General features: G+C 70.0%; 19 protein-coding genes. 10 read left to right on the top strand and 9 right to left on the bottom strand.

Annotated elements, in window-relative coordinates:
- Positions 1-299 precede the first annotated feature (299 nt).
- Positions 300-4,343 (top strand): glycosyl hydrolase, encoded by a 4,044-nt coding sequence (locus DMB66_RS21695; RefSeq protein ID WP_158647315.1) that lies wholly within the window; start codon positions 300-302, stop codon positions 4,341-4,343.
- 261 nt (positions 4,344-4,604) lie between these two features.
- Here DMB66_RS21695 and DMB66_RS21690 read toward each other — a convergent pair whose 3' ends face one another.
- From DMB66_RS21690 to DMB66_RS21675, 4 genes are all read right to left on the bottom strand, one after another.
- Positions 4,605-5,600, bottom strand: a complete 996-nt coding sequence (locus tag DMB66_RS21690) for a LacI family DNA-binding transcriptional regulator (RefSeq protein WP_125805940.1) — start codon at positions 5,598-5,600, stop codon at positions 4,605-4,607.
- The gene (locus tag DMB66_RS21685; RefSeq protein ID WP_125805939.1) at positions 5,578-6,945 is read right to left on the bottom strand and encodes an amidohydrolase family protein; all 1,368 of its coding nucleotides are present in this window, start codon (positions 6,943-6,945) and stop codon (positions 5,578-5,580) included. The genes DMB66_RS21690 and DMB66_RS21685 overlap by 23 nt, the downstream gene beginning before the upstream one ends.
- On the bottom strand, positions 6,942-8,081 hold the full coding sequence (locus DMB66_RS21680) for an FAD-binding oxidoreductase (protein WP_125805938.1): 1,140 nt from the start codon (positions 8,079-8,081) through the stop codon (positions 6,942-6,944). Before DMB66_RS21680 ends, DMB66_RS21685 begins: the two co-directional genes overlap by 4 nt.
- Before the next feature lie 324 nt (positions 8,082-8,405).
- Positions 8,406-9,317: an alpha/beta hydrolase gene (locus tag DMB66_RS21675; RefSeq protein WP_125805937.1), complete on the bottom strand. Its 912-nt coding sequence runs from the start codon at positions 9,315-9,317 to the stop codon at positions 8,406-8,408.
- Positions 9,318-9,654: 337 nt separating this feature from the next.
- On the opposite strand from DMB66_RS21675, the gene DMB66_RS21670 reads away from it, so the two are divergent.
- Together DMB66_RS21670 and DMB66_RS21665 are read left to right on the top strand one after the other, a co-directional pair.
- Positions 9,655-10,362 (top strand): response regulator, encoded by a 708-nt coding sequence (locus DMB66_RS21670; RefSeq protein WP_125805965.1) that lies wholly within the window; start codon positions 9,655-9,657, stop codon positions 10,360-10,362.
- Between the two features lie 23 nt (positions 10,363-10,385).
- Positions 10,386-11,546, top strand: a complete 1,161-nt coding sequence (locus DMB66_RS21665) for a cell wall metabolism sensor histidine kinase WalK (protein ID WP_199752552.1) — start codon at positions 10,386-10,388, stop codon at positions 11,544-11,546.
- Here DMB66_RS21665 and DMB66_RS21660 read toward each other — a convergent pair.
- On the bottom strand, positions 11,543-12,637 hold the full coding sequence (locus tag DMB66_RS21660) for an amidohydrolase family protein (RefSeq protein WP_158647314.1): 1,095 nt from the start codon (positions 12,635-12,637) through the stop codon (positions 11,543-11,545). The two genes, DMB66_RS21665 and DMB66_RS21660, sit on opposite strands and share 4 nt — an antisense overlap.
- Positions 12,638-13,137: 500 nt before the next feature.
- Between DMB66_RS21660 and DMB66_RS21655 the strand changes: the two genes are divergently transcribed.
- From DMB66_RS21655 to DMB66_RS21640, 4 genes are all read left to right on the top strand, one after another.
- Positions 13,138-14,088, top strand: coding sequence for an ABC transporter ATP-binding protein (locus DMB66_RS21655; RefSeq protein ID WP_125805935.1), 951 nt, complete (start codon positions 13,138-13,140; stop codon positions 14,086-14,088).
- Positions 14,085-14,888 (top strand): ABC transporter permease subunit, encoded by an 804-nt coding sequence (locus DMB66_RS21650; protein ID WP_125805934.1) that lies wholly within the window; start codon positions 14,085-14,087, stop codon positions 14,886-14,888. The genes DMB66_RS21655 and DMB66_RS21650 overlap by 4 nt, the downstream gene beginning before the upstream one ends.
- A gap of 110 nt (positions 14,889-14,998) precedes the next feature.
- Positions 14,999-16,183 carry a sensor histidine kinase gene (locus DMB66_RS21645; protein ID WP_125805933.1) on the top strand — a complete coding sequence of 395 codons (1,185 nt, stop codon included), beginning with the start codon at positions 14,999-15,001 and terminating at the stop codon, positions 16,181-16,183.
- Entirely contained in the window at positions 16,180-16,848 is a 669-nt protein-coding gene (locus DMB66_RS21640; protein WP_125805932.1) for a response regulator transcription factor, read from the top strand. Before DMB66_RS21645 ends, DMB66_RS21640 begins: the two co-directional genes overlap by 4 nt.
- A 163-nt stretch (positions 16,849-17,011) precedes the next feature.
- On the opposite strand, the gene DMB66_RS21635 is transcribed toward DMB66_RS21640, so the two are convergent.
- From DMB66_RS21635 to DMB66_RS21620, 4 genes are all read right to left on the bottom strand, one after another.
- Positions 17,012-17,884: a helix-turn-helix domain-containing protein gene (locus tag DMB66_RS21635; RefSeq protein WP_125805931.1), complete on the bottom strand. Its 873-nt coding sequence runs from the start codon at positions 17,882-17,884 to the stop codon at positions 17,012-17,014.
- A 148-nt stretch (positions 17,885-18,032) separates the two neighbouring features.
- Positions 18,033-18,908 (bottom strand): helix-turn-helix domain-containing protein, encoded by an 876-nt coding sequence (locus DMB66_RS21630; RefSeq protein WP_125805930.1) that lies wholly within the window; start codon positions 18,906-18,908, stop codon positions 18,033-18,035.
- A gap of 142 nt (positions 18,909-19,050) precedes the next feature.
- Complete coding sequence (locus DMB66_RS21625) at positions 19,051-19,746, bottom strand: type 1 glutamine amidotransferase domain-containing protein (protein WP_125805929.1); 696 nt, start codon at positions 19,744-19,746, stop codon at positions 19,051-19,053.
- A complete protein-coding gene (locus tag DMB66_RS21620) occupies positions 19,743-20,723 on the bottom strand; it encodes an amidohydrolase family protein (RefSeq protein ID WP_125805928.1) in 981 nt (326 codons plus the stop codon). Before DMB66_RS21620 ends, DMB66_RS21625 begins: the two co-directional genes overlap by 4 nt.
- Before the next feature lie 215 nt (positions 20,724-20,938).
- On the opposite strand from DMB66_RS21620, the gene DMB66_RS21615 reads away from it, so the two are divergent.
- From DMB66_RS21615 to DMB66_RS21605, 3 genes are read left to right on the top strand one after another with little or no spacing between them, the layout of a single operon-like run.
- Positions 20,939-21,328 (top strand): nuclear transport factor 2 family protein, encoded by a 390-nt coding sequence (locus tag DMB66_RS21615; protein ID WP_125805927.1) that lies wholly within the window; start codon positions 20,939-20,941, stop codon positions 21,326-21,328.
- 5 nt (positions 21,329-21,333) lie between these two features.
- Positions 21,334-22,476 (top strand): low temperature requirement protein A, encoded by a 1,143-nt coding sequence (locus tag DMB66_RS21610; RefSeq protein WP_125805926.1) that lies wholly within the window; start codon positions 21,334-21,336, stop codon positions 22,474-22,476.
- Positions 22,473-23,429, top strand: coding sequence for an NADP-dependent oxidoreductase (locus DMB66_RS21605; RefSeq protein WP_125805925.1), 957 nt, complete (start codon positions 22,473-22,475; stop codon positions 23,427-23,429). The genes DMB66_RS21610 and DMB66_RS21605 overlap by 4 nt, the downstream gene beginning before the upstream one ends.
- Positions 23,430-23,481 lie beyond the last annotated feature (52 nt).

Genomic DNA, 23,481 nt, shown 5'->3' with positions numbered 1-23,481 from the left:
TATAGCTGGCCCGGCTGCGGCCGGCACGGCCGTTGCGGCTGCCAAGGTCCACTGTGGCTGATGATTGCGCTCGTGTGACGAGATCCGTACGATCAGGTAACAGACCTAACTGAAACGTTTCACCTCCTGCGTCACCCTGCGGCTGAATATCGGCATGCCGGCCGCGGGCGGCAGTCGCACTGCCGCCGACGGCCGGCCCGGAATCCCTAAGAATCCCTTCTCGATCGGACTCCGCCATGGGCCCGCGCCACCGCGTCGCACTCGTTGTCGCCCTCGTCCTCGCAATCACCGATCTAGCTGTGCCGGCAGCCGCAGCCCCGGCCGCCGTCGCCCGGCTTGTCGGCAGCTCCGGCATCCACATCCCGGGATACGACGTCGAAGCCTTCGCACACCCGACCGATCAGAAGCCGGCCGTGCTCTGGTTCTGGAACCGGGTGCAGAGCGAGGCGCAGGTCGACCGGACGCTGCAGAACATGCACGATGCCGGGTTTACCGAGACCGTCATCTTCCGGATGGACGCCGAGCCGTTCTTCAGCCCAGCCTGGTTCGACCGGGTCGAGGACGTCCTGGAGAAGTCGCGGGAACTCGGCATGAAGGTCTGGCTCGACAACGACTCGCAGTTCCCGAGCGGCGCGGCGGGGGGCCTGATCGTCAACGGCGGCACTGTCGGCGACAAGACCTACAAACCGCGACCCGACCTCGGCGTCAAGACCGCCGTTCGCACCGGCGACGTCGTCGTGGCCGGCGGCCACCGGGTCGACCTCGCCGGCCTGTTCTCCTCCAGCGTCCGCATCGTGGGCGGCGAGGTCGTCGCGGACGCCGCGGTCTTCCCGGGCATCACGCTGCTCAAGGACGGTACGAACTGGTCGGACTACACCGTCCAGGCGGACTTCACCATCGAGTCGGGCACGGCCGGGTTCATGCTGCGGTCGCCCGACAAGCGCAACGGCTACCTCGTCGACGTCCGCAAGGCGGGCTACGTCGACTTCTGGAAGCAGGTCGACGGCAGCTTCTCCCTGCTCCGGCTGGGCTCGACCACACCCACCGGGTGGAATCCCGACGGCCGGCACACGATCAGCATCCGCGCCGCCGGCAACCAGATCTCCGCGACCCTCGACGGGATGCAGGTCGCCCCGGTCACCGACCCGACGTTCGCGACCGGCCGGGTTGGCATGCGCGTCGACGGGCCGCAGAAGTGGCGCCTCGACGACCTCGAAGTCGCCCAGTCCCTCGGCGGAACGCCGCTCTACAGCAACGACTTCACCGACCCAGCGTCCGTCAACGACTTCGACGTCGCCGTCACGCCGCTCGAGAACGTCATCGCCGTCACCGCCCGCCCCGCGGCGGGTGCCGGCGCGACCGACCTCGACCGGGTCGTCGACCTCACCGACCACGCCAACGGGGACGGGAAGTGGGACGCGCCCGCCGGTGACTGGCGCGTCGAGGCGTTCACCTACCGCTTCCGCGGCGACAACTACGCCGACACCCTCGACGCCGAGGCGATGGCGCTCTACGACAAGATCGTCATGGGTGAGTACCACGACCGCTTCGCCTGGGCCTTCGGCACGGTGCTGCTGGGCTTCGCCGACGACGAGCCGTCGCTGAGCGACCGGCCGAACTCCAACGCCGTGCCGTGGACACCGACCCTCGCCGACCGCGTCGAGGCCGGCGGCACCACCGTGGCGCGGGCGATGGTGTCGGTCTTCAACGACATGGGCCGCCCCGGGGCCTCGGCAAAGGGCCGCTTCTACCGAGCGGCCTCCGACCAGTGGGTGGAGACCTACTGGAAGCCGAAGTACGAGTGGACCGAGGCTCACGGCGTCTCGATCATCTCGAACCCGTTGTGGGACGAGCATGGCCCGCTAGAGGAGTTGCGGCACTCGGGCAACCTTCTGACGGCGCATCAGTGGGCGCAGATTCCCGGCACGGACCTGATCTTCAACGATGTCGGCAACGGCGCTGCCCGCTTCCTGCCGCGCACCGCGGCCAGCGTCGCACACCAGATGGGCAAGCCGCTGGTCTACGACGAGCTCATGGGGGCGACCGGCTGGGAGAAGTCGCTCGACGACCTGCGCGAAGGCGCCGCCACCTCGGCGCTGCGGGGGATCAACAAGGCGCTGTTCCACACCACGTACGACGCGATCGAGGGCATCCCGTACCCGCCGGTGTTCATGAAGGAGAACACCTGGTGGCCGTGGATGGACGAGGTCAACGCCTGGACCGGCCGGCTGATGGAGTTCGGCCGCCACACCACCGCCGCCCCGACCGCGTTGCTGCAGACACAGCGCTCCAACGAGGCCGCGCAACGCTCCGTGGCCGGCTTCGGGCCGGACCAGGACTGGATCGCCACGATGAGCTCGCTCGAGGACTCGCAGGTCGACTTCGACCAGCTCGACGAGGGCGCTCTCACCGGCGACCCGCAGGTGCTCACCCCGGCGTCCGTCGTCGGCGGGACGCTCCGGGTCGGCAAGATGACCTACACGACCGTCGTCGTACCCAAGACGCCCTATCTGTCGCTCGAGGCGGCCACGACGCTGCGTGCCTTCGTCGCCTCGGGTGGCCAGGTCATTTTCGCCGGACCCGCCCCGACCATGGAGGTCTCCGGGCGGGACAGCAGGCTCGGCGCGCTGGTCGCGGAGATCCGCCGGCTCGGCGGACGCCGGGTGGTCACCGTCGCCGCATCCGATCAGGCCGGCCCGGCCGCGGCGGGCCTCGGCCAGGCGGCCGTCCGGCTGTCGACGCCCAACCCCGGTATCCGCGCGCTGCGGTTCGCCGAGAGGGGAACCGCCGGCTACCTACTGCTCAACGAGGGCGGCGCACCGGTCACCGTCGACGTGACCTTCCCCTCCAAGGGTGTGCCGGCCGTCTGGAACCCCGAGACCGGTGACGTCACCAAGGCGACGACGTACCGCTCGACGGGCGAGGGGACCGTGGTGCCGATGACGCTCGACCCACGGGCACCGCTCGGCGTCACCCTGAGCGGCACGCCGGGAGCGCACGTCACCAAGGTCGTCGGACCGGGGCGGGTGACCTCGGCGGGCGTCGTCAACGGGGTCCTCACCGCGCGGGTCCGCACCGGGCAGTCCGGCGTTACCGTGCTGCGGGGCGTCAACGGCGCGAACGGGCTCCTCGCGGGTAGGAGCGCGCCCGCGCAGGTGCCGGACGTTCGCGAGCTCGACGGTGACTGGACGATGGCGCTGGCGAACGGCGCCGCGCCGGTCACCCGGCCGCTGCAGGGCTGGACCGATGTGGCCCCGAACTACTCCGGCAGCGCCACCTACACGACCCGGGTCACTCTCGACGCCGGGCAACTGACCGGTACCGACTGGACCCTCGACCTGGGCCGGGTCGCCGACGTGGCCGAGGTCACCGTCAACGGCACCCGGGTGGCCGACCGGATCTGGGCGCCGTACACCGTCGACCTCGGCGACGCGCTCCACAAGGGCGTCAACACCATCGAGGTCCGGGTCACCAACACCCAGGGCAACGAGAAGAACCATCAGCCGTACGACTCGGGGCTCTACGGCCCGGTGACCCTGGTGCCCTCGGTGACGGTGCCCGTGGTTCTGAAGCCGGCGACCGTGTCGGCGGGACCCGTCGCCGCCACCATGGCCGGCACCGGTGCGGACGTCCGGCTGACCGTCGTCAACCACGGCGCCAAGCCGGTCACCGGCGTCGTCACCGTGGCTGGTCCGGAGGGCTGGACGACCAGGCGCTCCACCCCGGTCACCGTGCCGGCCCGCGGCAGGGCCGTCAGGGTCGCTCGGATCTTCCCGGGCGGCTTCGAACCAGACGGCGCGGTGCCGGTGAGTGCGGCGTTCGTCGTCGGCGGCACCCCCGTCGACAGCGCGGCCACGACACTGGACTGGTCCTTTCCGACCCCGCCGACCGGGGCGACCGATCACGTCGACCTCGGCGACGGCACATCCGAGAACGCGCACCGGCTGACGGCGTCGCCGACCAGCGGCACGAACACCGAGGCCGGACTGACCCGCCGCTACGGCGGGTACCGGGTACCGGACGCCTGGTACGAATTCGACCTCGCCGTCACGCCCGGAACGGGCTTCACGCTGCAGGGTCTGGAGACCTACGACAGCAACCCACAGCAGAAGAGCTACCGGATCTTCGTCGACGGCGAGCTCGTCGCGACCCGGCTCAACGTCCGGCCGCTGCGCCGGGAGGGCATCGCGGCGTATCGGTTGCACGTGCCCGCCCGGTTCGTCAAAACCGGCACGGTCCGGATGCGATTGCAGAGCCGATCCGACCCCGACTTCGCCGACCCGTCACTCGCCGACATCTGGGCGCTGCCGGCGACCGCGGCGGTGACGAAGAACGACGACTAGCCCGTGTTTCGTAAGGGGGTCGACGGCGAGGCGGAGTCCAGGGGTCGGCTGGGTGTGCGACGGGATCGTCCGGATACCGGTGTTGTATCTGGGCGGTCCCGGCGTGCGGCCAGGCGGCGCCTGGGCCCGGCGCAGCCCGGCCCACTTACGAAACACGGGCTAGCCTCGACGAGTCACAGATCCGGCCGAGATCTGTCTGGTCGGGGAGCGTCGACTGCCCACTCGTCGCGCCCCGACACGACCTCGCAAAGTCACAGAGCCCTACCGCTCGCCGCACGAGGTGCGGGGGATCAGCGTGGGTTCGAAGACGAGCGCGACCGACTCGTCCGGGCGTTCGACGACGAGTTTCGCGGCCTCCCGGCCCATCTCGTACGAGGGTTGGGCGACGACGGTGATGCCGAGCGCGGTCGCCCACGGAAAGTCGTCCATCGTGACGAAGGCGATGTCGTCGGGGATCGTCAGGCCGCGGGCGGTCAACGCGGAATGGACGGCGACGGTCAGCCGGCCGGTGGTGCAGACGATCGCGTCCACCGGCGCCTGCCGCTCGGGTGCGCGGGCGAAGAGCGCGTCGATCGCGGCACCCACCTCCGTCTCGCTTTCCGCGACGGCCACCGCTTCCGGTGGCAACGGCAGGCCCCGCTCGGCGAGCGCCAGCCGCAACCCCAGCGTCCGCTCGACCTGCGAGGGCCGGCGCCCCGAGGTGACGACGCCGACCGCTGATCGCCCGTACGCCGCCAGGTGCGCGGCCATCAGCCGGCCGGCCTCGATGTTGTTCAGGCTGATCGAGTGCAGGCCGGGCGGCGCGTCCGGCACGGTGCGCGCGACGATCACGCACGGCACGCCGCTTTCGGCCATCCGGCGGGTGCGGCCGTCGGCCGACTCGCCGGTCGTCATGATCAGCCCGCGTACCCGGTGCTCGTCCATCGTCCGCACGTGCGCGACCTCGCGGTCGGCGTCCCGGAAGGTGTTGGCGAACATGACGAGACTGTCGTCGGCGGTGGCCACCTCGTCGACGCCGCGGATCAGGTCGAGATAGAAGGGGCTGCTCAGGTCCCGGATGACGACGCCGATCGTGCGGGAGCGCCCGGCGAAGATGCTCTTGGTCAGCGCGTTGGGGGTGTATTCGAGAGCGCCGGCCGCCGCCCACACCTTGGCGGCGGTCGTCGCGGTGACGGCGCCGCCGTTGAGCACCCGGGAGACGGTCGCCGTGGACACCCCGGCGTGCGCGGCGACGTCACCGATAGTGGCTCTCTTCACCGACGCGCCTCCCGTCCCGGACCACGATGTCACCACCGATCATGACGGTTCCGACCCGGTGGAGCCGCGCGGGGTCCGTCAGCACCAGGTCGGCGATCGCGCCCGGCACCACGCGGCCGCGCCGGGGTGCCACTCCCGGGATGGCGTCGGCGACGTTGGCGGTCGCCATGGCGACCGCCGCCGGCAGCCGCACCACGCCGGCCTTGGTGGACCGGTCGATCGCCAGCAGGATCGGGTCGTGGTGGCCGCCGGCATAGTCGGTCGAGATCGTGTCGACCACCCCCGCGGCGAACATCGCGTAGAGCAACTCGGGACCCGTGGTGAGCCGCTGCGCGCCGAAGGTGTCCAGGGTCGACACGTCCACGACCGCACCCAGCTCCTTGAGTCGTTCGGCGTGCTCGACGGCCTCGCGCAGCTCGAAGCTCGAATGGTTGGAGTGCCCGGCGATCAGCGTCACGCCGGTCTTCGCGATGGCGGCGACCTGGGTCATCGACGCCGCGGCGTTGTGCACCAGCACCGGGACACCCACCGCGCGGGCCTGATCGGCTGCCTCGGCGAGGCCGTGCAGAGCGACGTCGAAGGCGGGCAGCACGATGTCCGAGACGATCGCCCGGGCGTCCTCGACCGTCAGGCTGCCGAGCAGCCCCGCGTCCGCCAACGCCACCTCGACCGCGGCCGGATCGAACGCCGACACCGCGATGTGCCGGCCCAACACCGCGATCTTCAGCGCGTTCGCCTGCCGGGGAGTGATGGTCTGGCCCGTACGCCGCTGGACCTCGGCCGGGATATACATGTAGCTCGTACCGCCACCGCCGAGGGTGTGCCCCGCACCGATCTCGCCGAGCGCGACCGCGCCGGCCGCCACCGCGTGCCGCGCGGTGAAGGCCCGGTTGGCCGCGGCGAGGCCGCCGCCGTCGGCGATGGTCGCCGCCCGCAGGCAGGACGGGGTGTTGCACGAGGCGAGCTTGACGTTGACCGGGTGCGCGCCGTCCGTGTCGGCCAGTGCCTCGGCGGTGACGAAGCCGTCCACGCAGAGCACCGTCGTCGTACCCTCCAGCAGGTGCCGGTCGAGGTTGGCCAGCACCTGCCGGTGCGGCAGTCCCGCATGGCCGCTCGGAAACAGCGGCCCGTACGCGGTGCCGTGGGTGTGGTTGTTGATCAGGCCGGGAATCACCAGGGTGCCGACCGCGTCGACGATCTCGTCGACCGTGCCGTAGGCGTCGGCGGGCCGCGAGGGGACGATCTCGCGGACGGCGTCTCCCTCGATGACGATGTCGACGCCGTGCCGCGGATCGGTGCCCTGGCCGTCGATCAGGGTGCCACCGTGCAGGATGGTCGTCCTCACCGTTGGGCCTCCCGCGGCCGTTCGCCGGCCAGTCGTTCCCACCGGAAGGCGGCCAGCGCGTCGTTGCGGTCCTTGCCGAGCGCCTCGGCCGCGACCAGGTCGCCGGCGTGCAGGCTCAGGGTCGCCCCGCTGTGCGACACGGCGAAGTGGAAGTTGGGCAGCGCGGCCACCCGGCCCAGGACCGGCAGCCCGTCGCCGGGGATGGGCCGCTCACCCACCCGTACGCTCTCCACCATGGCTCCCCGCAGCCCCGGGTAGAGCGTGCAGGCCGCCCGGACCACCTTCTCGACCGCCGACCGGTCGACGCTGATCTCCCCGCTTTCGGACACGTGTGCCGCGCTGTCGCTCTCCTGGGAGTGCACCAGGATCCGCCCGGCGCCGTCCGGACGCAGATGGACCTCGGGAGCATGGATCACCCGAGAGATCGAGACCGGGACCGGCGTGCTGTAGACCAGAACGCCGCGGGTGTTGCGCATCGGCAGGATCAGCCCGGCGAGCTCGGCCACCTCGGCGGCGCGCGGCCCCGCGCAATTCACCACGGCATCCGCGGGGAGCCGGCGCCCCGAGGCGAGCCACACCGCGCGAACCAGGCCGCCGCGCAACTCCATCGCGATGACGGCATCGGCGCTCACCACCTCGGCGCCCCGGGCGACCGCGGTGCTGAGCAGGTGGCCGATCAGTCGGGTCGGCTCGACCCAGCCCTCGCGCGGGAAGAAAGCGATCTCGTGCGGCGGCAACTGGGCGGGATCGAGGTCCGGCTCGAGGCGCACCGCGTCGGCCCGGCTGAGCCACCGCGCCTCGTATCCATAGTCGAGCACGCCGGCGACCTTCTCGCGCAGCCTGGCCTGGCCGGCGTCGTCGGCCGCCCATTCCAGGTTGCCGCCCTCGTGATACCAGTCGCTGCCGGTCACCGCGGCCGCCAGCTCCCGGTGTGCCCGCATGCCGGCGACGTTCAGGTCGTGGTAGGCCCGTGGCTGCTTGCCGCACGAGTTGGTCCACGAGAACGTCGCGCCGGAGGTGCCGGCGGCCGGCATCCCGGCGTCCACCACGGTGACGCGAGCGCCGCGTCGGGCCAGCGAGGCCGTTACCGCCGCGCCGTAGACGCCGGCACCGATGACCACTATCCGATCCACCATGCTGCTCCGCCTCTCCGGGGGGATGTAACTAGTTTCACGATAGGCCGGGAGGCTACTTCTTGTCGATGGGGTTTGAGCCAGCACAGCGGTGTCGCTTCGGACCAGCAGCCCCAGAGCACCGACGAGCCGGATCATCATCAGGTACGGCAGTCGAATCGAAGCACTGCCGTAACCACCGAAGGGACCGGCGCGGAGTTGGGTCACGAGGGCTCCCGCAAAGATCAAATTCGGGGTGTGGGCAGAATCCGCCCGTGACCACTGGCGCCCGCTACGTCTCCACCGCTCGGCGTTCCGAGGGTCAGGCATCAGAGCACGGCTTCAGTCCTAGAGGACGGCGAAGAACTGCACCATCTTGGTGACCGCCTGATCGACGTACTCGGGCGTGTCGTACATGGCGATGTGAGTCGCACCGTCCACGACGAGGTACTCCTTCGGTCCGTTGGACAGCTCATAGGCCATGTCGCTCCACAACTTGGTGTCCGCCTTGCTGCCGGCGATGAGGAGCATGGGCTGGGTCAGAAAGCTCGGAATCTGGTCGAACACCGAGAAGGCGAGCATCCGGTCCATGCTGGTCAGCAGGAACCGGCCCTTCGAGTTGGGGTGCGCGCCTCGGGGAGTCCGGTAGTAGTCGTATCCCTCGCGCAGCATGTCCGGCGTGTTCTCGTCGATGTCCTCGAACTTCTCCGGCACGAAGGGGGCGTAGAGAGGCGCTGCTCCACCTGCTTCCGCGGTGCGTTGCTTGCCGACCATTTCCAGCGTGGCGATGTGCTCGGAGACCGGGACTTGATATCCCATGAAGGCTCGCGAGCTCTCGCCCATCGGGGCCGCGCTGACGGTAGCCACGGCCTTGAAGCGATGCTCGGTCTGTGCCACGCCGATGGCGTAGCCGCCTCCGGCGCAGATGCCGTAGACGCCCATCCGCTCGGTGTCGACGAACGGGAGCGTGGTGAGAAAGTCCGCCGCGCAGCGGGCGTCTTCCACCCTGGTCGCCGGCTCTTCCAGCAGACGCGGCTCGCCGCCGCTTGCGCCCTGGTAGGACGAGTCGTAGACCACGACGACGTATCCATGCTTGGCGAGCCTCGCGGCGTAGAGGCCGATGGTCTGTTCCTTCACTCCGCCGGCCGGGTGCACACCGACGAGAGCCGGATACTGCTCGTCTTCGCTGAAGTTGTCCGGCAGATGAAGATGTCCCGCGATCTCTACTGCCTTGTTCCTGAACGAAACGGTCTTGACCATGGTTTCTGCCCCTTCTGGGCGTCGCTTCTGGCCTCGGCCCAGCGGCCGGAGCCCGCCAGGAAGATTTCATGCTGGACGAGAACTAACCAGGGAGGAACCTGTCCCCCCTTCCGCTGGTGGCGGGCAAGGCGGGTAAGCCGGTTCAGAAGATCATCGACAGTTAAACCCTTGTGCCACCCTGGTGCCCTACACGCCAACCCCGATCGCCGGGCTGTCTCAGGACAGCCCAATGATCTACCCCGTACGCTTGTCGCACTCGAGGCCCGCTACCTCCAGCCGCCGGTCCCTCCGCGGCCATGACGGTCCTCACCACCTCGGCCGACGGAGGGCGAGCATGATGGGTACGCAGCGCGTTCTGGTCGTCGATGACGAACCCAAGATCCGCATGACCGTGCGCGGCTACCTGGAGGCGGACGGGTTCCACGTCGTCGAAGCCGCTGACGGACCGTCTGCCCTGCGGGCAGTCACCGGTGACCGGCCGGACCTGGTGGTGCTCGATGTGATGCTCCCCGGGCTGGACGGATTCCAGGTTCTGCGCCGCATCCGGGAGGCGAGCCAGATCCCGGTCATTCTGCTCACCGCCCGGGATGAGGAGGTCGATCGGCTGATCGGCTTCACCACCGGCAGCGACGACTACGTCACCAAGCCGTTCAGTCCCCGCGAGCTGGCACTGCGGGTGCGCGCCATCCTGCGGCGCACCGACAGTCGTCCCGACGGGGCGGCCCGCGAGGACGGCGTGCTGCGCTTCGACGAGCTGACTGTCGATCCCGTGACGCGGACCGTGCTGGTCGATGCCGACCAACCGGTGGAGCTGTCGGCTCTCGACTTCGATCTGCTGTTCGCGATGGCCCGGGTCCCTGGGCGGGTCTTCACCCGGCGCGGACTGCTGACCCAGGTGTGGGGCCAGGACTTCTTCGGCGACGAGCGCGTCGTGGACGTGCACATCCGCACCCTGCGGCGTGCGCTCGGCGACGACGCGAACGCACCCCGGTTCGTCGGCACTGTCCGCACCATCGGCTACCGGTTTGTCGGGCGTCCCGGCTAGCGGGAGCGGAAGGACACCCACCCATGCCATCCTCCCGCTTCCGGGCCTGCCACAGGTGTCGTGCGCGGCTGCGCCGAACCCAGGAGCGTCTGTCGCTGCGCAACCGGCTGGTGCTCTCGCACGTCATGGTGCTCCTGCTGGCACTGCTGGCCATGGCGGCGACCAGCGCGCTGATCGAGGTGTGGCTGGGGCTTGACGACGTCGAAGGCGACGTGGTCCTGCAAGTCGGCCTCTGGATCGGATTGGCCGCGGCTGTCCCGGCGTCTGTCGCCCTGTCCCGGTTTCTGCTGCGTCCCCTCGACAAGGTACGCGCGGCCACCCGCCGGCTCGCCGAGGGACACTACGACGACATCCTCGACCTCCCCGGCGAGCCGGGCCTGGCGGCGCTGGTCGACAACGTCAACACGCTGGCGGCAGCCCTCGCCGACACCGAACGCCGCCGCGCCCGGCTGATCTCCGAGGTTGCCCACGAGATGCGAACCCCCATCACCCTCCTGCGCGGCCAGATCGAGGGCCTGGCCGACGGCATCTTCGTCCCCGACGAAGTGATGTTCGCATCGCTCACCGATGACCTGGACCGGCTGCAGCGCCTGACAGGCGACCTCTCCAGCCTGTCCCGGTCGGAGGAGGGTGCCTTCGATCTGCACCGCGAACTCACCGACTTGGCCATGGTGGCACGGACCACAGCCGAGCGACTGCGCCCCCAGTACGACGACCAGACGGTGACCCTCGTCGTTGACCCAGACCCACCGGTCGGCGCTTTCTGCGACCCGGACCGGATCACTCAGGTCCTGGTGAACCTGCTCGGCAACGCACTGGCCGCATGCGATCCGCACGGGCGTGTGGCGCTGTCCGTGCACACCGAAGCGTCTCCCGTACCCCAATTGATCGTCCGCGTCATCGATGACGGCGTCGGCATCGCCGACCACGACCTCGAACGCATCTTCCACCGCTTCGAACGCCTCGAGCGTCCCGGCCGACCCACTGCCGCCGGCGGCAGTGGTATCGGCCTGGCCATCGCCCGGGGCATCGCCCGAGCCCATGGTGGAGACATCACCGCGGAATCCGCTGGGCTGGGCAAGGGAGCGACGTTCACCTTGCGCCTACCGCAGGAACCCGCCCCGGGAGTCGGCATCCGAGGTGGTACTCCGCTATCGCGAGGTCCAGGCGCGGCTCAGCGCTAGCCGGCGCGGCGGATCCGTGCCCGCAGCTTCGGGAACTGGGCTAGGGCGTTGTTCCGCTCGAGTGCGATCCGCTGGCGCGGGCCGTAGACGTCATCGACGGGCGGTTCGGGGTCGCCTGCGCGGAGCACCGGCAGTTTGCCCTTGAGGAAGGGCATGGTCGTGACGTTGTCGGCCGCGTAGAGGTGACGGGTTGCCGGCCAGTCGCTGCCGAACATGATGTGGTCGGCGGGCACGAGCGACAACAGCGGCTGCAACTGCGCGGCGGTGAACGCCTGTGCGTCATCGAAGTACATCTGCGAGATGTACTTGAGCGGGCCTTCCGGCAGCACCTCATTGAACGGCGGGAAGGCCGAGTGCCGGGTGGCGAGCCGGTAGGACAGGAACGGCAATGCCCCACCGCAGTGCGTGAAGTGCCAGCGGATGTTCGGATAGTCCCGCAGGACGCCGTTGTAGATCAGGCTCGTCATGGAACGGGTCGCGTCGAACGTGTACTCGAAGACGTTGTTCCCGGCCGGGATGTCGGGGCCGAAGAAGAGCTTCGGAGCCGGGTTCGCCTCCGGACCTGTCGGGTGGACGTAGACGTAGGCGTGGTGTTTGTTGAGGACCTCGTACAGCGGCGTGAACGAGGGATCCCCGAGGTAGGTGCCTCGGTAGTTGGTGAGCAGGCAGATGCCGTCGAGATCCAGGTCGCCGAGCGCGCGGTCCACCTCGGCTACCGAGCCCTCGACGTCGGGCATCGGGGTGACCGCGAAGGCCCCGAACCGGTCGCCACGGGTCCGCACGAGGTTGTAGGCGTAGTCGTTGACCGCGCGGGCGGTGGTGCGCCGGTCGCTGACCGGGCCGAGAGTGATCTGGATGTCGCCGAACGACAGGACGCTGGCCTGGATCCGGTACTGGTCCATGAAGGTCAGGTGCCGATCGACCGACCACGGACCGTATGCCGCGGTGATGGCGCCGAGGACGCCGTAGCGCTGCAGGTAGTCGTTGTACACGTCGGGCGAGTAGTGCGCGTGGGTGTCGATGCGCCAGTTGCCCTTCGGTAGCCCCGAGCCGGACGACGCCGCCCCCGCGGCAGCCGCGGCAGCCGACACCGGGGCCACCGTCGCGGCAATCGCCGCGGCCGAGGTCGTTCCGATCAGGGTTCGACGCGAGATATTCCGTCGCAGGTTCACCTGCAGTTCCCCTCTTCGTTTCTGTGCGAGTCAGGTCGTATGTGCGTGCGGCACGTCGCCGCGCCGACCGGTAGCCGGCTGTGCCGCACAGCAAGGTGATCAACGCTGTCCACCGGCGAGACGAGGAGTACGTGCATGACCGACAGACAACAGCCGCCTCATAAAGCACGTACCACTCAGCGCATGAAGCTTCCATGAAGCCAGGCGCCGGACTGGCGCCCGCTCCCCGCGGCGGTCTCCTGCTGTTTCGAGATCCCGGTCAGCCGCGGTGAACGACCGGGTTCGCCTCGCGTGACTTAGGGGTCCGCAGGGCCGGCGTACTGCGGTTGCGGTACAGGGGGTGTCTCTGGCTGGACGATGCGGCCGCACCCCTCCGCAAGAGATCTTTAGCCCGTGAGAACAGTCGGCGGAGGTGCCACATGATCGAGGTAGAGAGTCTCAGTAAGCGGTACGGCGACAAGCTCGCGGTGGATTCGCTGAGTTTCGCCGTACGGTCCGGGGTGGTGACTGGGTTCCTTGGTCCCAACGGGGCGGGCAAGTCGACGACCATGCGGATGATCATGGACTTGGATCATCCCTCGGCGGGCAAGGTACGGATCAACGGCCGCCCGTACGCACAGCACAAGGCGCCGCTGCACGAGATCGGGGCGCTGCTGGAGGCCAAGGCGATCCACCCCGGGCGCTCCGCCTACGACCACCTGCGGGCCCTGGCCGCGAGCAACGGCATCGGCAAGCGGCGGGTGCACGAGGTCATCGACATGGTCGGTTTGACCGAGGTGGCCCGCAAACGGGCGGGTGGTTTCTCCCTGGGTATGGGGCAGCGGCTGGGCATCGCCTCGGCGCTGCTGGGTGACCCGCGGATCGTCATGCTCGACGAGCCGGTCAACGGGCTGGACCCCGAGGGCGTGCTGTGGATCCGCAACCTGCTCAAGAGCCTCGCCGCGCAGGGCCGCACGGTGTTCGTCTCCTCGCACCTGATGAGCGAGATGGCGCTGATCGCCGAGGACCTCATCGTGATCGGACGGGGCCGGCTGCTGTCCGCCGGACCGCTGGCCGACTTCATCGCGCAGGCGTCGAACAGCAGCGTCCGGGTGCGCTCACCGCAGGCCGCCCGGCTCCGCGACCTGCTGCTGGGTGACGGCGTCACGGTCACCGGCGGCGAACCCGGCCTGCTCGACGTCAAGGGGCTGGAAGCGGCCGAGATCGGGGAACGGGCCGCCGCCGCGGGAGTGGTGCTGCACGAACTGGCGCTGCAGGAGGCCTCGCTGGAGGAGGCGTTCATGGAACTGACCCACGACGCCGTCGAATACCACGCCAGCACCGAGCCGGCCGGCCCGGAACTGGCCGGCACGGGAAGGACGAACCGATGAGCATCGGCACCCTGGAAGCGGGCCGTCAGCGGGTCACCTTGCCGCGCGTGGTCCACATGGAGTGGATCAAGTTCTGGACGTTGCGGTCCACCGTCTACACCCTGGCTATCACCGTGCTGCTGCTCGTCGGCTTCGGGGCGATCATCTCCTCCGTGATCGGGTCCGGCGAGGGCCCCGACGCCAACGACTTCGGCGACCCGGTCTCGATCAGCCTGGGCGGGGTCACCTTCGCCTCGCTGGCCGTCGCCACGCTCGGGGTGTTGATGAGCGCCGGCGAGTACGCCACCGGCACCATCCGGGCCACCCTGGCCGCGGTGCCGGCCCGGCTGCCGGTGCTCTGGGCCAAGGCGATGGTCTTCGCCGCCGCGACCTACGGGTTCATGCTCGCCGCGGTCCTCGGCGCCTTCCTGACCGGTCAGGCGATCCTGTCCTCGCGCGGTCTGGACACCGTCGCGCTGTCGGATGCGGGGGTGTTGCGGGCGGTGGCTGGCTCGGCGGTCTACCTGACCGGTGCCGGGCTGATCGGCCTGGCCGTGGGTGCGCTGTTGCGCAACACCGCCGCGGCGATCACGACCGTGGTGGCCGCCCTGTTCCTGGTGCCTGGATTGTTCCAGCTGCTGCCGCAGAGCTGGAACGACAACGTCGCCCCGTACCTGCCCTCGAACGCGGCCACCGCGTTCACCTCGGTGACCAGCACCGGTAGCACCCTGTCGACCTGGTCGGGGTTCGCGGTGTTCGCCGGCTACATCGCGGTCCTGCTCGTTGCCGCGGCCGGCCTGCTCAAACGGCGCGATGCCTGAGTGCATCCGCCGCCGGCAGGTCGAGCGCCCGCCCGTACGCCACCGCCAGGTGTCCGGGCGGGTTCCGGCGTCACCGACATGCGCGCGACGAACCGCCCTGCGGTGAGGTCATGATCGGTCCGGCCTGGCCGCACCGGGTGACCCGGGCCCATCCGTGGCTGCTCGACGTCGTCCCCGCCACGCTGGTCAGCCTGGTCAGCCTGGTGCCACTGGTGTTCGGGCTCGAACCCGACGGCCGCGAGCCGTCCGGCGTCGACGCGGTCGCCGCGGTGGTCGCGTTCGCACTGCTGCTGGTGCGCCGCCGGGCCCCAGCGGCCGTCCTCGGGCTGACCTTGCTCAGCGCGATCGTGTTCGTCGCCGTCGGCGCGAACCGGCCGGGCGTGCTGGTGGCCACGGCGATGATCGCGGTCTATACCGTCGCCCGGACCGCCGGCCGCCGGCTGGCCATCGCCGTCGCGGCCACGGCGGCGGTCACCCAGTTCGCGATCAGTGCGGCGGCGATGGGTTCGCCCGCCAGCCCAGAGAACTTCGCCGTGCTCGCCTGGACCGGCATGATCGCCGCCATCGGCGGTACCGTGCGCACCTGGCGCGACTACCTCGCCGCCACCGAGGAACGTGTCACCCGCGCCGAGGCCAGTAAGGAACTCGAGGCGCAGCGCCGGGTCGCCGAGGAGCGGCTGCGTATCGCCCGGGAACTGCACGACGTGATCGCACACCACATCGCCCTGATCAACGTGCAGGCCGGCATCGCGAGCCACCTGCTGCGCACCGACCCCGACCAGGCCGACGTCGTGCTCGGCCAGATGCGTGAGTCCGGCCGCACCGTCCTCGACGAGCTCAGTTCGGTCCTGTACGTGCTGCGCCAGCCCGGCGACGAAGGGCAACCCACCGAACCGGTCCCCGACCTGTCCCGCCTCGGGCAACTCCTCGACGCGCTGACCGCCGCCGGGTTGAGAATCCACCACCGGCGCTCCGGCACCCCACGTCCGCTGCCCACGGCCACCGACCTGGCCGCCTACCGCATCATCCAGGAAGGGCTCACCAACGCGCAGAAGCACGGTACCGGCGGCACCCACCTCCTGATCGATTACCGCCCGGCGGCGCTGCACATCCAGATCCGCAACCCGATGCGCATCCACCCGCCGGCGGCACCCCTCGGCACCGGACACGGACTGACCGGCATGCGCGAACGCGCCCACGCCGTCGGCGGCAGCCTGCACGCCGGCCCGCAACCCGACGGCACCTACGGCCTGGACGCCCGGCTGCCGGCACCTGAGGCGGAGATCGCCGGATGACCATCCGCATCGTGCTCGCCGACGACCAGGCTCTGATGCGTGCCGGGTTCCGCATGCTCATCCAGACCGCGCCGGACCTCGAGGTGGTCGGTGAGGCGGCCACCGGCCGGGAAGCGGTCCGGTTGGCCCTCGACACCCGTGCCGACCTGGTCCTGATGGACATAAGGATGCCGGACATGGACGGCCTCGCCGCGACGCGGGCGATCACCGCCGACGAGCGGCTCGCCGGCGTCCGGGTGCTGATCCTGACGACGTTCGAGGCCGACGAGTACGTCTTCCAGGCGCTGCGCAACGGCGCCAGCGGATTCCTCGGCAAGGGTGTCGAACCCGTGGACCTGATCGACGCCATCCGCCTGGTCGCGGCCGGCGAGGCGCTGCTGTCGCCCAAGGCCACCAAGGCACTCATCGCCCGGTATCTCGCCCCACCCGATACCGCCAACGCGTTCCCACCCGAACTGGACAGGCTCACCGAACGCGAGCGAGAGGTTCTCACCCTGGTCGCCGGCGGGCTGTCCAACGACGCCATCGCCAAACGCCTCTACGTCACGCCGTTGACCGCGAAGACGCACGTGAACCGCATCATGGCCAAACTCGGCGTCCGCGACCGCGCCCAACTCGTCGTCATCGCCTACCAGACAGGCTTCGCCCGCCCCCACAACCGGTAGACCGGGCAGCCCACGCCCGCCTGTTGACCTTGAACGTGCTGTTCGCAGGTAGCGGGGGTCGGGATCTCAGGCTCGCTTGTTGGCCGGCACCTTTTCGACGATGGCAGCGGCTCGGTCGGCCTGCTCCTGTCCGACCCGGGCTCGCAGCACCGATACCAGTGCGTCAGCGCGGCTTTCCGGCGTCCGGATCCCGATCAGCGGTCGAGTTCGCCTGCCAGGAACCGAGGATGCGCAGTCGGTCGTAGGAGGGCGTGCCGGGCTCGGCGGTCCAGACGCCGAGCTCCTGGTCGGTGCCGCACGGGAATGCGTCCCAGTCGAGGGTGAGGGTGCCGGCGACCGGATGGTGGAACGCCTTGCCGCCGACGATGCGGTACGGCGGGTGGGGCCCTCCCCACCATTGCCGGAACTGGGTGTCCCGCATCGACAGTTCACCGACGAGGGCCGCCAACCGGGGATCGTCCGGGCGCTTGACGGCTTGCGTTCGCAGTTGGGCGACGCAGCCGCGAGCGGAGGTCTCCCAATCCCCGCACAGCGTCCTCATGCCGGGATCGGTGAAAAGGATCCGGACGAGGTTGCGTTTCTTGTCGGGGATGGCCGCGAAATCGGTGAGCAGAGCGGCAGCGAGCGGATTCCACGCCAGGACGTCCATGCTGCGGCCCAACACCAGGGCGGGAGCCATGGTGAGTTCGTCGAGCAACCGACGTAACTGTGGCCGTACCTTCTGCACCGTGCGATGGCGCGGCCGCCTAGTTTCCGTTGCGGCCAGCGCGAAGAGCTGATCCCGCTGGGCGTCGCCCAGGTGCAGGACGCGGGCGAGCGTGGTGAGCGTGGACGCGGACGGCTGGATACGGCCCTGCTCGAGCCGGGTGTAGTACTCGGTGCTGACCTTGGCGAGCAGAGCGACCTCTTCTCGGCGCAGCCCGGCCACCCGGCGCGGCGTGCCGTTGTCGGGTAGCCCGACCGTGCGGAGGCTGAGTTCGGCGCGCCGAGCCTTGAGGAATTCTCCCAGCTCGTTGCGATGCTCGTCGCTGGTCACACGCCCAGTCTGGCAGTGCCCATCGGTGACAAGGGGAGAGAGTTTTATCCCTGGTTGAGCGGGCCTGCGCCGGTGCCGGCAGGGGCCCGATCGCGCGGCCGCGCCCGGCTGCTGGCCTCGTCTTGAACGAGTGCCCGGGCCGGCGAGGTCAGCCCGCGTTCGCACCGGTCACGCGGGCGGCGGCGATGTCGGCGGCCCACGAGCTGAGCAGCCGCAGGCCGTCGCTGGACGGACTGTGGGCTTCAGCGGTCCAGACGATGATCTGCAGGCCCGGGTCGGCGGCCCAGGTGACCGCGTTCCAGTCGAGGGCGAGGTCGCCGACCACCGGGTGGTGCAGGTGTTTGGTGCCGGTGCCACGGGTGGCCACCTCGTGGTCGGCCCACCAGCGCCGGAACAGGGGAAACCCGGCACTCAACTCATCGACGAGAGCGGCGAGTGGGGGATCACCGGGGTTCGCGGCGTTGTGCATGCGCATCTGGGCGATGGCCAGGCGCGTGACGCCCTCCCAGTCCGCGTAGAGGTCCCGCATGGCCGGATCCGTGAACAGCATCCGGATGTAGTACCGCTCGCCCGGCAGCTGGGAGAAGTCGGTGATCAGTGCGGCGCCCATGGCGTTCCATGCGACGACCTCGGTGCGGGGGCCGATGACGAACGCGGGCGTGTGCGTCATGTCGTCGAGCATCCGCTGCAACTGCGGATCGGCGTGGTGACTCGCGGGACGGCGAGGGAGACGGTGGCCATGCCGGTCGGCGAGTTCGTGGAGGTAGGCGCGCTGGTCGTCGTCGAGGCGCAAGACCTGGGAGAGCGAGTTCAGCACCGACGGAGATGCCTGGATGCGGCCTTGTTCGAGTCGGGTGTAGTAGTCGGTGCTGATGGCGGCCAGCAGGGCGACCTCCTCCCGGCGCAGGCCGGCCACCCGCCGGGCCTGGCCGCTCGTGGGCAGGCCGAGGTCGGCGGGGTTCAGCTCGTTGCGGCGAGCCTTGAGGAACTCGCCCAGGTCGTTGCGGTTCGGTTCGCGGGTCATGGCTACCAGCCTCGTACCGGAGTTGTGCGCTGTGCGGGGAGGTGATCTCACGACACGCTACCTCTCGGCGGGCCTGTGGGGGACGGCTCGGCGGCCCCGGGCATGCGCCCAGGGCCGCCGAACGGTCGTCGAATCCCGGCTGTCAGCCCAGGGCCTTGACGATCTCGTGGGCCAGCGGCACGGCCGAGGCCGGGTTCTGACCGGTGAACAAGGTCCGGTCCACCTCGACGTGTGGCTGGTACGGCTCACCCTCGCGGTAGTCCACGCCCAGCTCGACCAGCCGGTCCTGCAGCAGCCACTTCGCCCGGTCGGCCAGGCCGTTCTGGATCTCCTCGGCGTTGCTCAGGCCGGTCAGCCGGTACCCGGCGAACGGGGACTTGCCGTCCGCGTCGACGGTCGCCAACAGCGCCGCGGGCCCGTGGCAGACCAGGGCCAACAACTTGCCGGAGGCGAGCCGCTCGATCAGCAGCTTGCCGGACTCGGCGTTGTCGGGCAGATCCTCCATCGGCCCCCACCCGCCGGGGTAGAAGACCGCGTCGTAGTCGTCGATCTCGGCGTCTTCGATGCGCATCGGGTGCGCCAGTTCGGTTGCCGCACGCAGAGCGGTCTTCATCCGTTCGGCGCCTTCGGGACCGCCGTTGAAGTCGGGGGTGAGGCTCAGCGCGTCGGCCGTGGGTGGCACCCCGCCCGGGGTCGCGGCGGCGATCTCGTAGCCGGCCTCCTTGAATACCTGGTACGGGCCGATCGCCTCCTCAGCCCAGAACCCGGCCGGATGTTTCGTACCGTCGGCCAAGGTCCAGTGGTCAGCAGCGGTGATCACGAAGAGGATCTTCGTCACGGGTGTTCTCCTTGAGGTGGAGGGGCGAGGCGCGGGAACAGGCGGTGGGCATTGGCGGTGGTCAGGGTTCGCCAGGTGCTGCCCGCCAGTGGGATCTCGGCGGCGTCGATGGCGCCGATGTGGGTGTCGACGACCGGGGGTGGGGTCCAGCAGTAGTCGCTGCCGAACAGCAGGCGGTCGGGATCGACGAGGCCGAGCAGGGCGGGGATCTGGCGCGGGAAGGCGGTACCGGCGATGTCGTAGTGCAGCCGGCTCAGCTGCTGCACCGCGTCGGTCGGTGCGGACTGGTGCGGCGGCAGGAAGAGCTTCGTGAACTCGTTGATGCGGTCGGCCAGTATGGGCAGCGCGCCGCCGCCGTGCGGGACGATGACCCGCAGGTCGCGGTGACGGTCGAGGACGCCCGCCATCAGCAGGTCGGCCACCGTCCGGGCAGTGTCGAAGATGTACTCCACCATGGCCGCAGGCCGGCCCAGCGCCGTCTGCTCCCAGCCCGGCGCTGTGGTGGGGTGCAGGACGACGACGGCGTGCCGGCGGTCGAGTTCGGCGAACAAGGGTTCGAGGCGCGGGTCGCCGAGATACACGCCGCCGGCGTTGGTCATCAGGGTCACACCGTCGACGCCCAGGTGGTCGAAGGCGTACGCGATCTCGTCGAGCGCGCCGTCGACGTCCGGCAGCGGGAGGATCGCGAAGGAGCCGAACCGGCCCGGATGGTCTCGGCCCAGCGTCGCGGCGTATTCGTTGACTTGGCGGGCGAGGCGGCGCGCGGCAGCGTCGTCACCGAAGTGCACGCCTGGTGACGACAGCGACAGCAATGCTGTCGCGATGCCGTGCTGGTCCATCAGGTCCAGATGGGCTTTCGGGGACCAGACCGGCCAGGTGGCCATGCCGTCGGGTCGGCCATGTCCGGCGGCGGTCGCCTGCCGGACATAGGAATCAGTGACGAAATGGGCATGGACGTCAACGAAACCTGATGGCACAGCCGCCTCCGGAGGTTACGGGTAACAAAGGTTCGGGATGGACTTCGCCGGCGCGCCGCCGCATCCCCTCGCTGAGTCGTGCTGTGTCCAGGGCGCCCATGAAGGAGCGTTTCAGCCGAGGCGTGATCCAGCCAGGGACAAAACTGTCCCTCCCACCGGGGTCGCGCCCGACCGCATGCTGCACGGACATGATCGCCACCGTCGAGGAGACTGACATGTCCGACTCTGCCACCATCGCCGTCGTCCGCCGCTTCTACGACTCCAAGGGCGACCCGGCCGTCACCGCGGAGGTCATGGCGGCGGACATCGTCTGGGACATCACCCCGGGTTTCCCGGGCGGCGGGGTCTACTACGGCCTCGACAGTGTGGTGAACGACTTCTTCGGCCCGCTGTTCGGCCGGTTCGACACCTTCTACGCGGTCGGTGAGGAGTTCTACGGCGACGGCGACCACGTCACCGCCCTCGGGCATTACCAGGGAACGACCAAGACGGGCACCAGCGTCCAGGTGCGGTTCATCCACCTGTGGACCCTGCGCGACGGCAAGCTCGCCCGGTTGCGGCAGGCTGCCGACAGTCTCGTCATCGACCGCGTCCTCAACGGCTGACCCGGGTGCCCGCGCAGGAGAAACGCGTCACCTGGGCCGAGTTGTTCTTCGATCTGGTGTTCGTCGTCGCGGTCACGCAGGTGTCCGGCCTGCTGCACGACGACCACTCCTGGCCGGGGGCAGCGCGGGCGCTGGTGGTGTTCGTTCCGATCTACTGGGCGTGGGTGGGCACGACCATGCACGCCAACCTGCACGACGTCGACCGGACCCGAGCCCGGCTGGGCGTGTTCGCCGTCGGATTGTGCGGCCTGTTCATGGCCCTGGCACTGCCGGAGGCGTACGAGTCACACGGTCTGTTGTTCGGGGCCAGCTACTGGGCCGCACGGCTGTTGCTGTTCGCGATGATGCGGCGCAGCTACCGCGGCGTCGGGTTCAACCCGTTCACTGCGGCGGCCTTCGTCACCGGCCCGCTGCTCACGCTCGGCGGTCTGGCCGACGGCGACGTACGGGTGGCGCTGTGGGCACTCGCGGCCGGTGTGGACCTGCTCGTCCCGTTCCTGGCCCGGCGGCGCATGGCCCGGATCGCGTACGAGCCGTCACACCTGCCCGAGCGATTCGGGCTGTTCCTGATCATCGCGCTCGGCGAGTCGGTCGCCGAGGCCTGCAAGGTCGCCGCCGAGCAGCCGGCGACCCCGGCCCGGCTCGCGGCGGTCGCGGTGGCCTTCGCGGTGGCCTGCGCGCTGTGGTGGGTGTACTTCGTGTTCGCGGCCGGTGCGATCCGATACGCGCTGCGCACCGCCGAGGTCGCCATGGAGGTGATCCGGCCGGTCCTGCCGTACGGGCACCTCGGGTTCATCGGCGGCATCATCGCGGTCGCGGCCGCCACCGGCGAAGTGATCCTGCACCCGCTTGAGCATCCGCGCGCCGACACCGCGGCCCTGCTGTTCGGCGGCACCGCGCTCTACCTGGCCACCTTCGGCTACACCCGGTGGCAGATGTTCCACACCGTCTCCACCACCCGACTCAGCGCCGCCGCCCTGTGCCTGGCCCTGCTGCCGCTGGCTACCTACGTACCGGCGCTCGCCGCGATGGCGGCGCTCGCCGCCGTGCTGGTCGCCCTCAACGCGTGGGAGGCCCGGACCGCGCACCGATACGAAGACCCTGAGCGGGACTTCCCCTACCCGAATGTCGAAAGGCGCACCGCATGAGCAGCAAGATCGTCCAGACCAGGTTCGGCGGGCCCGAGGTCCTCGAACTGGTGGAACAGCCGTCACCAGCACCGGACGCGCTGACCGCCGACGAGGTCCTCGTCCGCGTGGCCTTCGCCGGGGTCAACCCGATCGACGTGATGACCCGCACCGGCGGTGCGATGGCCGCGGCCGGCCTGATCACGCTGCCGTTCACCCCGGGCTGGGATCTCGCCGGCACGGTCGAAGCCGTCGGCAGCCAGGTGAGAAGCCTGGCCGTCGGCGACCGCGTGTTCGGCATGGCCCGCTTCCCCCACGCGGGCGCCGCGTATGCCCAGTACGCCGTCGTCCCGGCCGTCGACCTAGCACTCACCCCGGACACGCTCACCGATGCCGCCGCGGCGGCGCTGCCACTGGCCGCGATGACCGCATGGCAGGCGTTCGCCGACACCACCCACGTCACCAACGGCCAGCGCGTCCTCATCGCCGGTGCCGGCGGCGGCGTCGGTCACTTCGCCGTGCAGATCGCCCACCATCTCGGTGCCACGGTCACGGCGGTGGCGGGCGCGGGCAAGCACGACTGGCTCCGCGGGCTCGGCGCCGACCGTACGGTCGACTACACCGACCCGGCCGCCCTCGCCGCCCTCGCCGACCAGCCGGTCGACGTCGCCTTGAACCTCGTCGGCGGCGACACCGGGCGCCACGCGCTGGCCGCTGTCCGACCGGGCGGTATCCTGATCTCCCTCGTCGGTGCGGGCGACGACCTGCGAGGGGCAGCCGACCTTACCGGTGTCCGCCTCGCCACGACCTCCGTGCGCACCGAGCGAGCCTGGCTCGCCCAGATCACCCACCTCGCCGCGACGAAGGCCCTCGTACCGGAAGTGGCCCGGGTCTTCGACCTCGCCGACGCGGCCCAGGCTCACCGGCTCGTCGAAGCCGGCCACGTCCAGGGCAAGGTCGTCCTGCGGGCCTGAGCCCGCCGCCGCGTCGGATCCGTCGAGCGATCATCCGCAGGAAGGGGCATCG

It is taken from the genome of Actinoplanes sp. ATCC 53533 (assembly GCF_003947245.1).
This window is presented reverse-complemented; position numbering and strand designations above follow the sequence as displayed.

What these genes read in the sequence shown, in the direction of transcription:
- DMB66_RS21650 (WP_125805934.1), top strand. Translation starts at nt 14,085, where the DNA reads ATGAGCATCGGCACCCTGGAAGCGGGCCGTCAGCGGGTCACCTTGCCG.
- DMB66_RS21655 (WP_125805935.1), top strand. Translation starts at nt 13,138, where the DNA reads ATGATCGAGGTAGAGAGTCTCAGTAAGCGGTACGGCGACAAGCTCGCG.
- DMB66_RS21630 (WP_125805930.1), bottom strand. Translation starts at nt 18,908, where the DNA reads ATGACCCGCGAACCGAACCGCAACGACCTGGGCGAGTTCCTCAAGGCT.
- DMB66_RS21640 (WP_125805932.1), top strand. Translation starts at nt 16,180, where the DNA reads ATGACCATCCGCATCGTGCTCGCCGACGACCAGGCTCTGATGCGTGCC.
- DMB66_RS21670 (WP_125805965.1), top strand. Translation starts at nt 9,655, where the DNA reads ATGGGTACGCAGCGCGTTCTGGTCGTCGATGACGAACCCAAGATCCGC.
- DMB66_RS21645 (WP_125805933.1), top strand. Translation starts at nt 14,999, where the DNA reads ATGATCGGTCCGGCCTGGCCGCACCGGGTGACCCGGGCCCATCCGTGG.
- DMB66_RS21615 (WP_125805927.1), top strand. Translation starts at nt 20,939, where the DNA reads ATGTCCGACTCTGCCACCATCGCCGTCGTCCGCCGCTTCTACGACTCC.
- DMB66_RS21675 (WP_125805937.1), bottom strand. Translation starts at nt 9,317, where the DNA reads ATGGTCAAGACCGTTTCGTTCAGGAACAAGGCAGTAGAGATCGCGGGA.
- DMB66_RS21680 (WP_125805938.1), bottom strand. Translation starts at nt 8,081, where the DNA reads ATGGTGGATCGGATAGTGGTCATCGGTGCCGGCGTCTACGGCGCGGCG.
- DMB66_RS21605 (WP_125805925.1), top strand. Translation starts at nt 22,473, where the DNA reads ATGAGCAGCAAGATCGTCCAGACCAGGTTCGGCGGGCCCGAGGTCCTC.
- DMB66_RS21665 (WP_199752552.1), top strand. Translation starts at nt 10,386, where the DNA reads ATGCCATCCTCCCGCTTCCGGGCCTGCCACAGGTGTCGTGCGCGGCTG.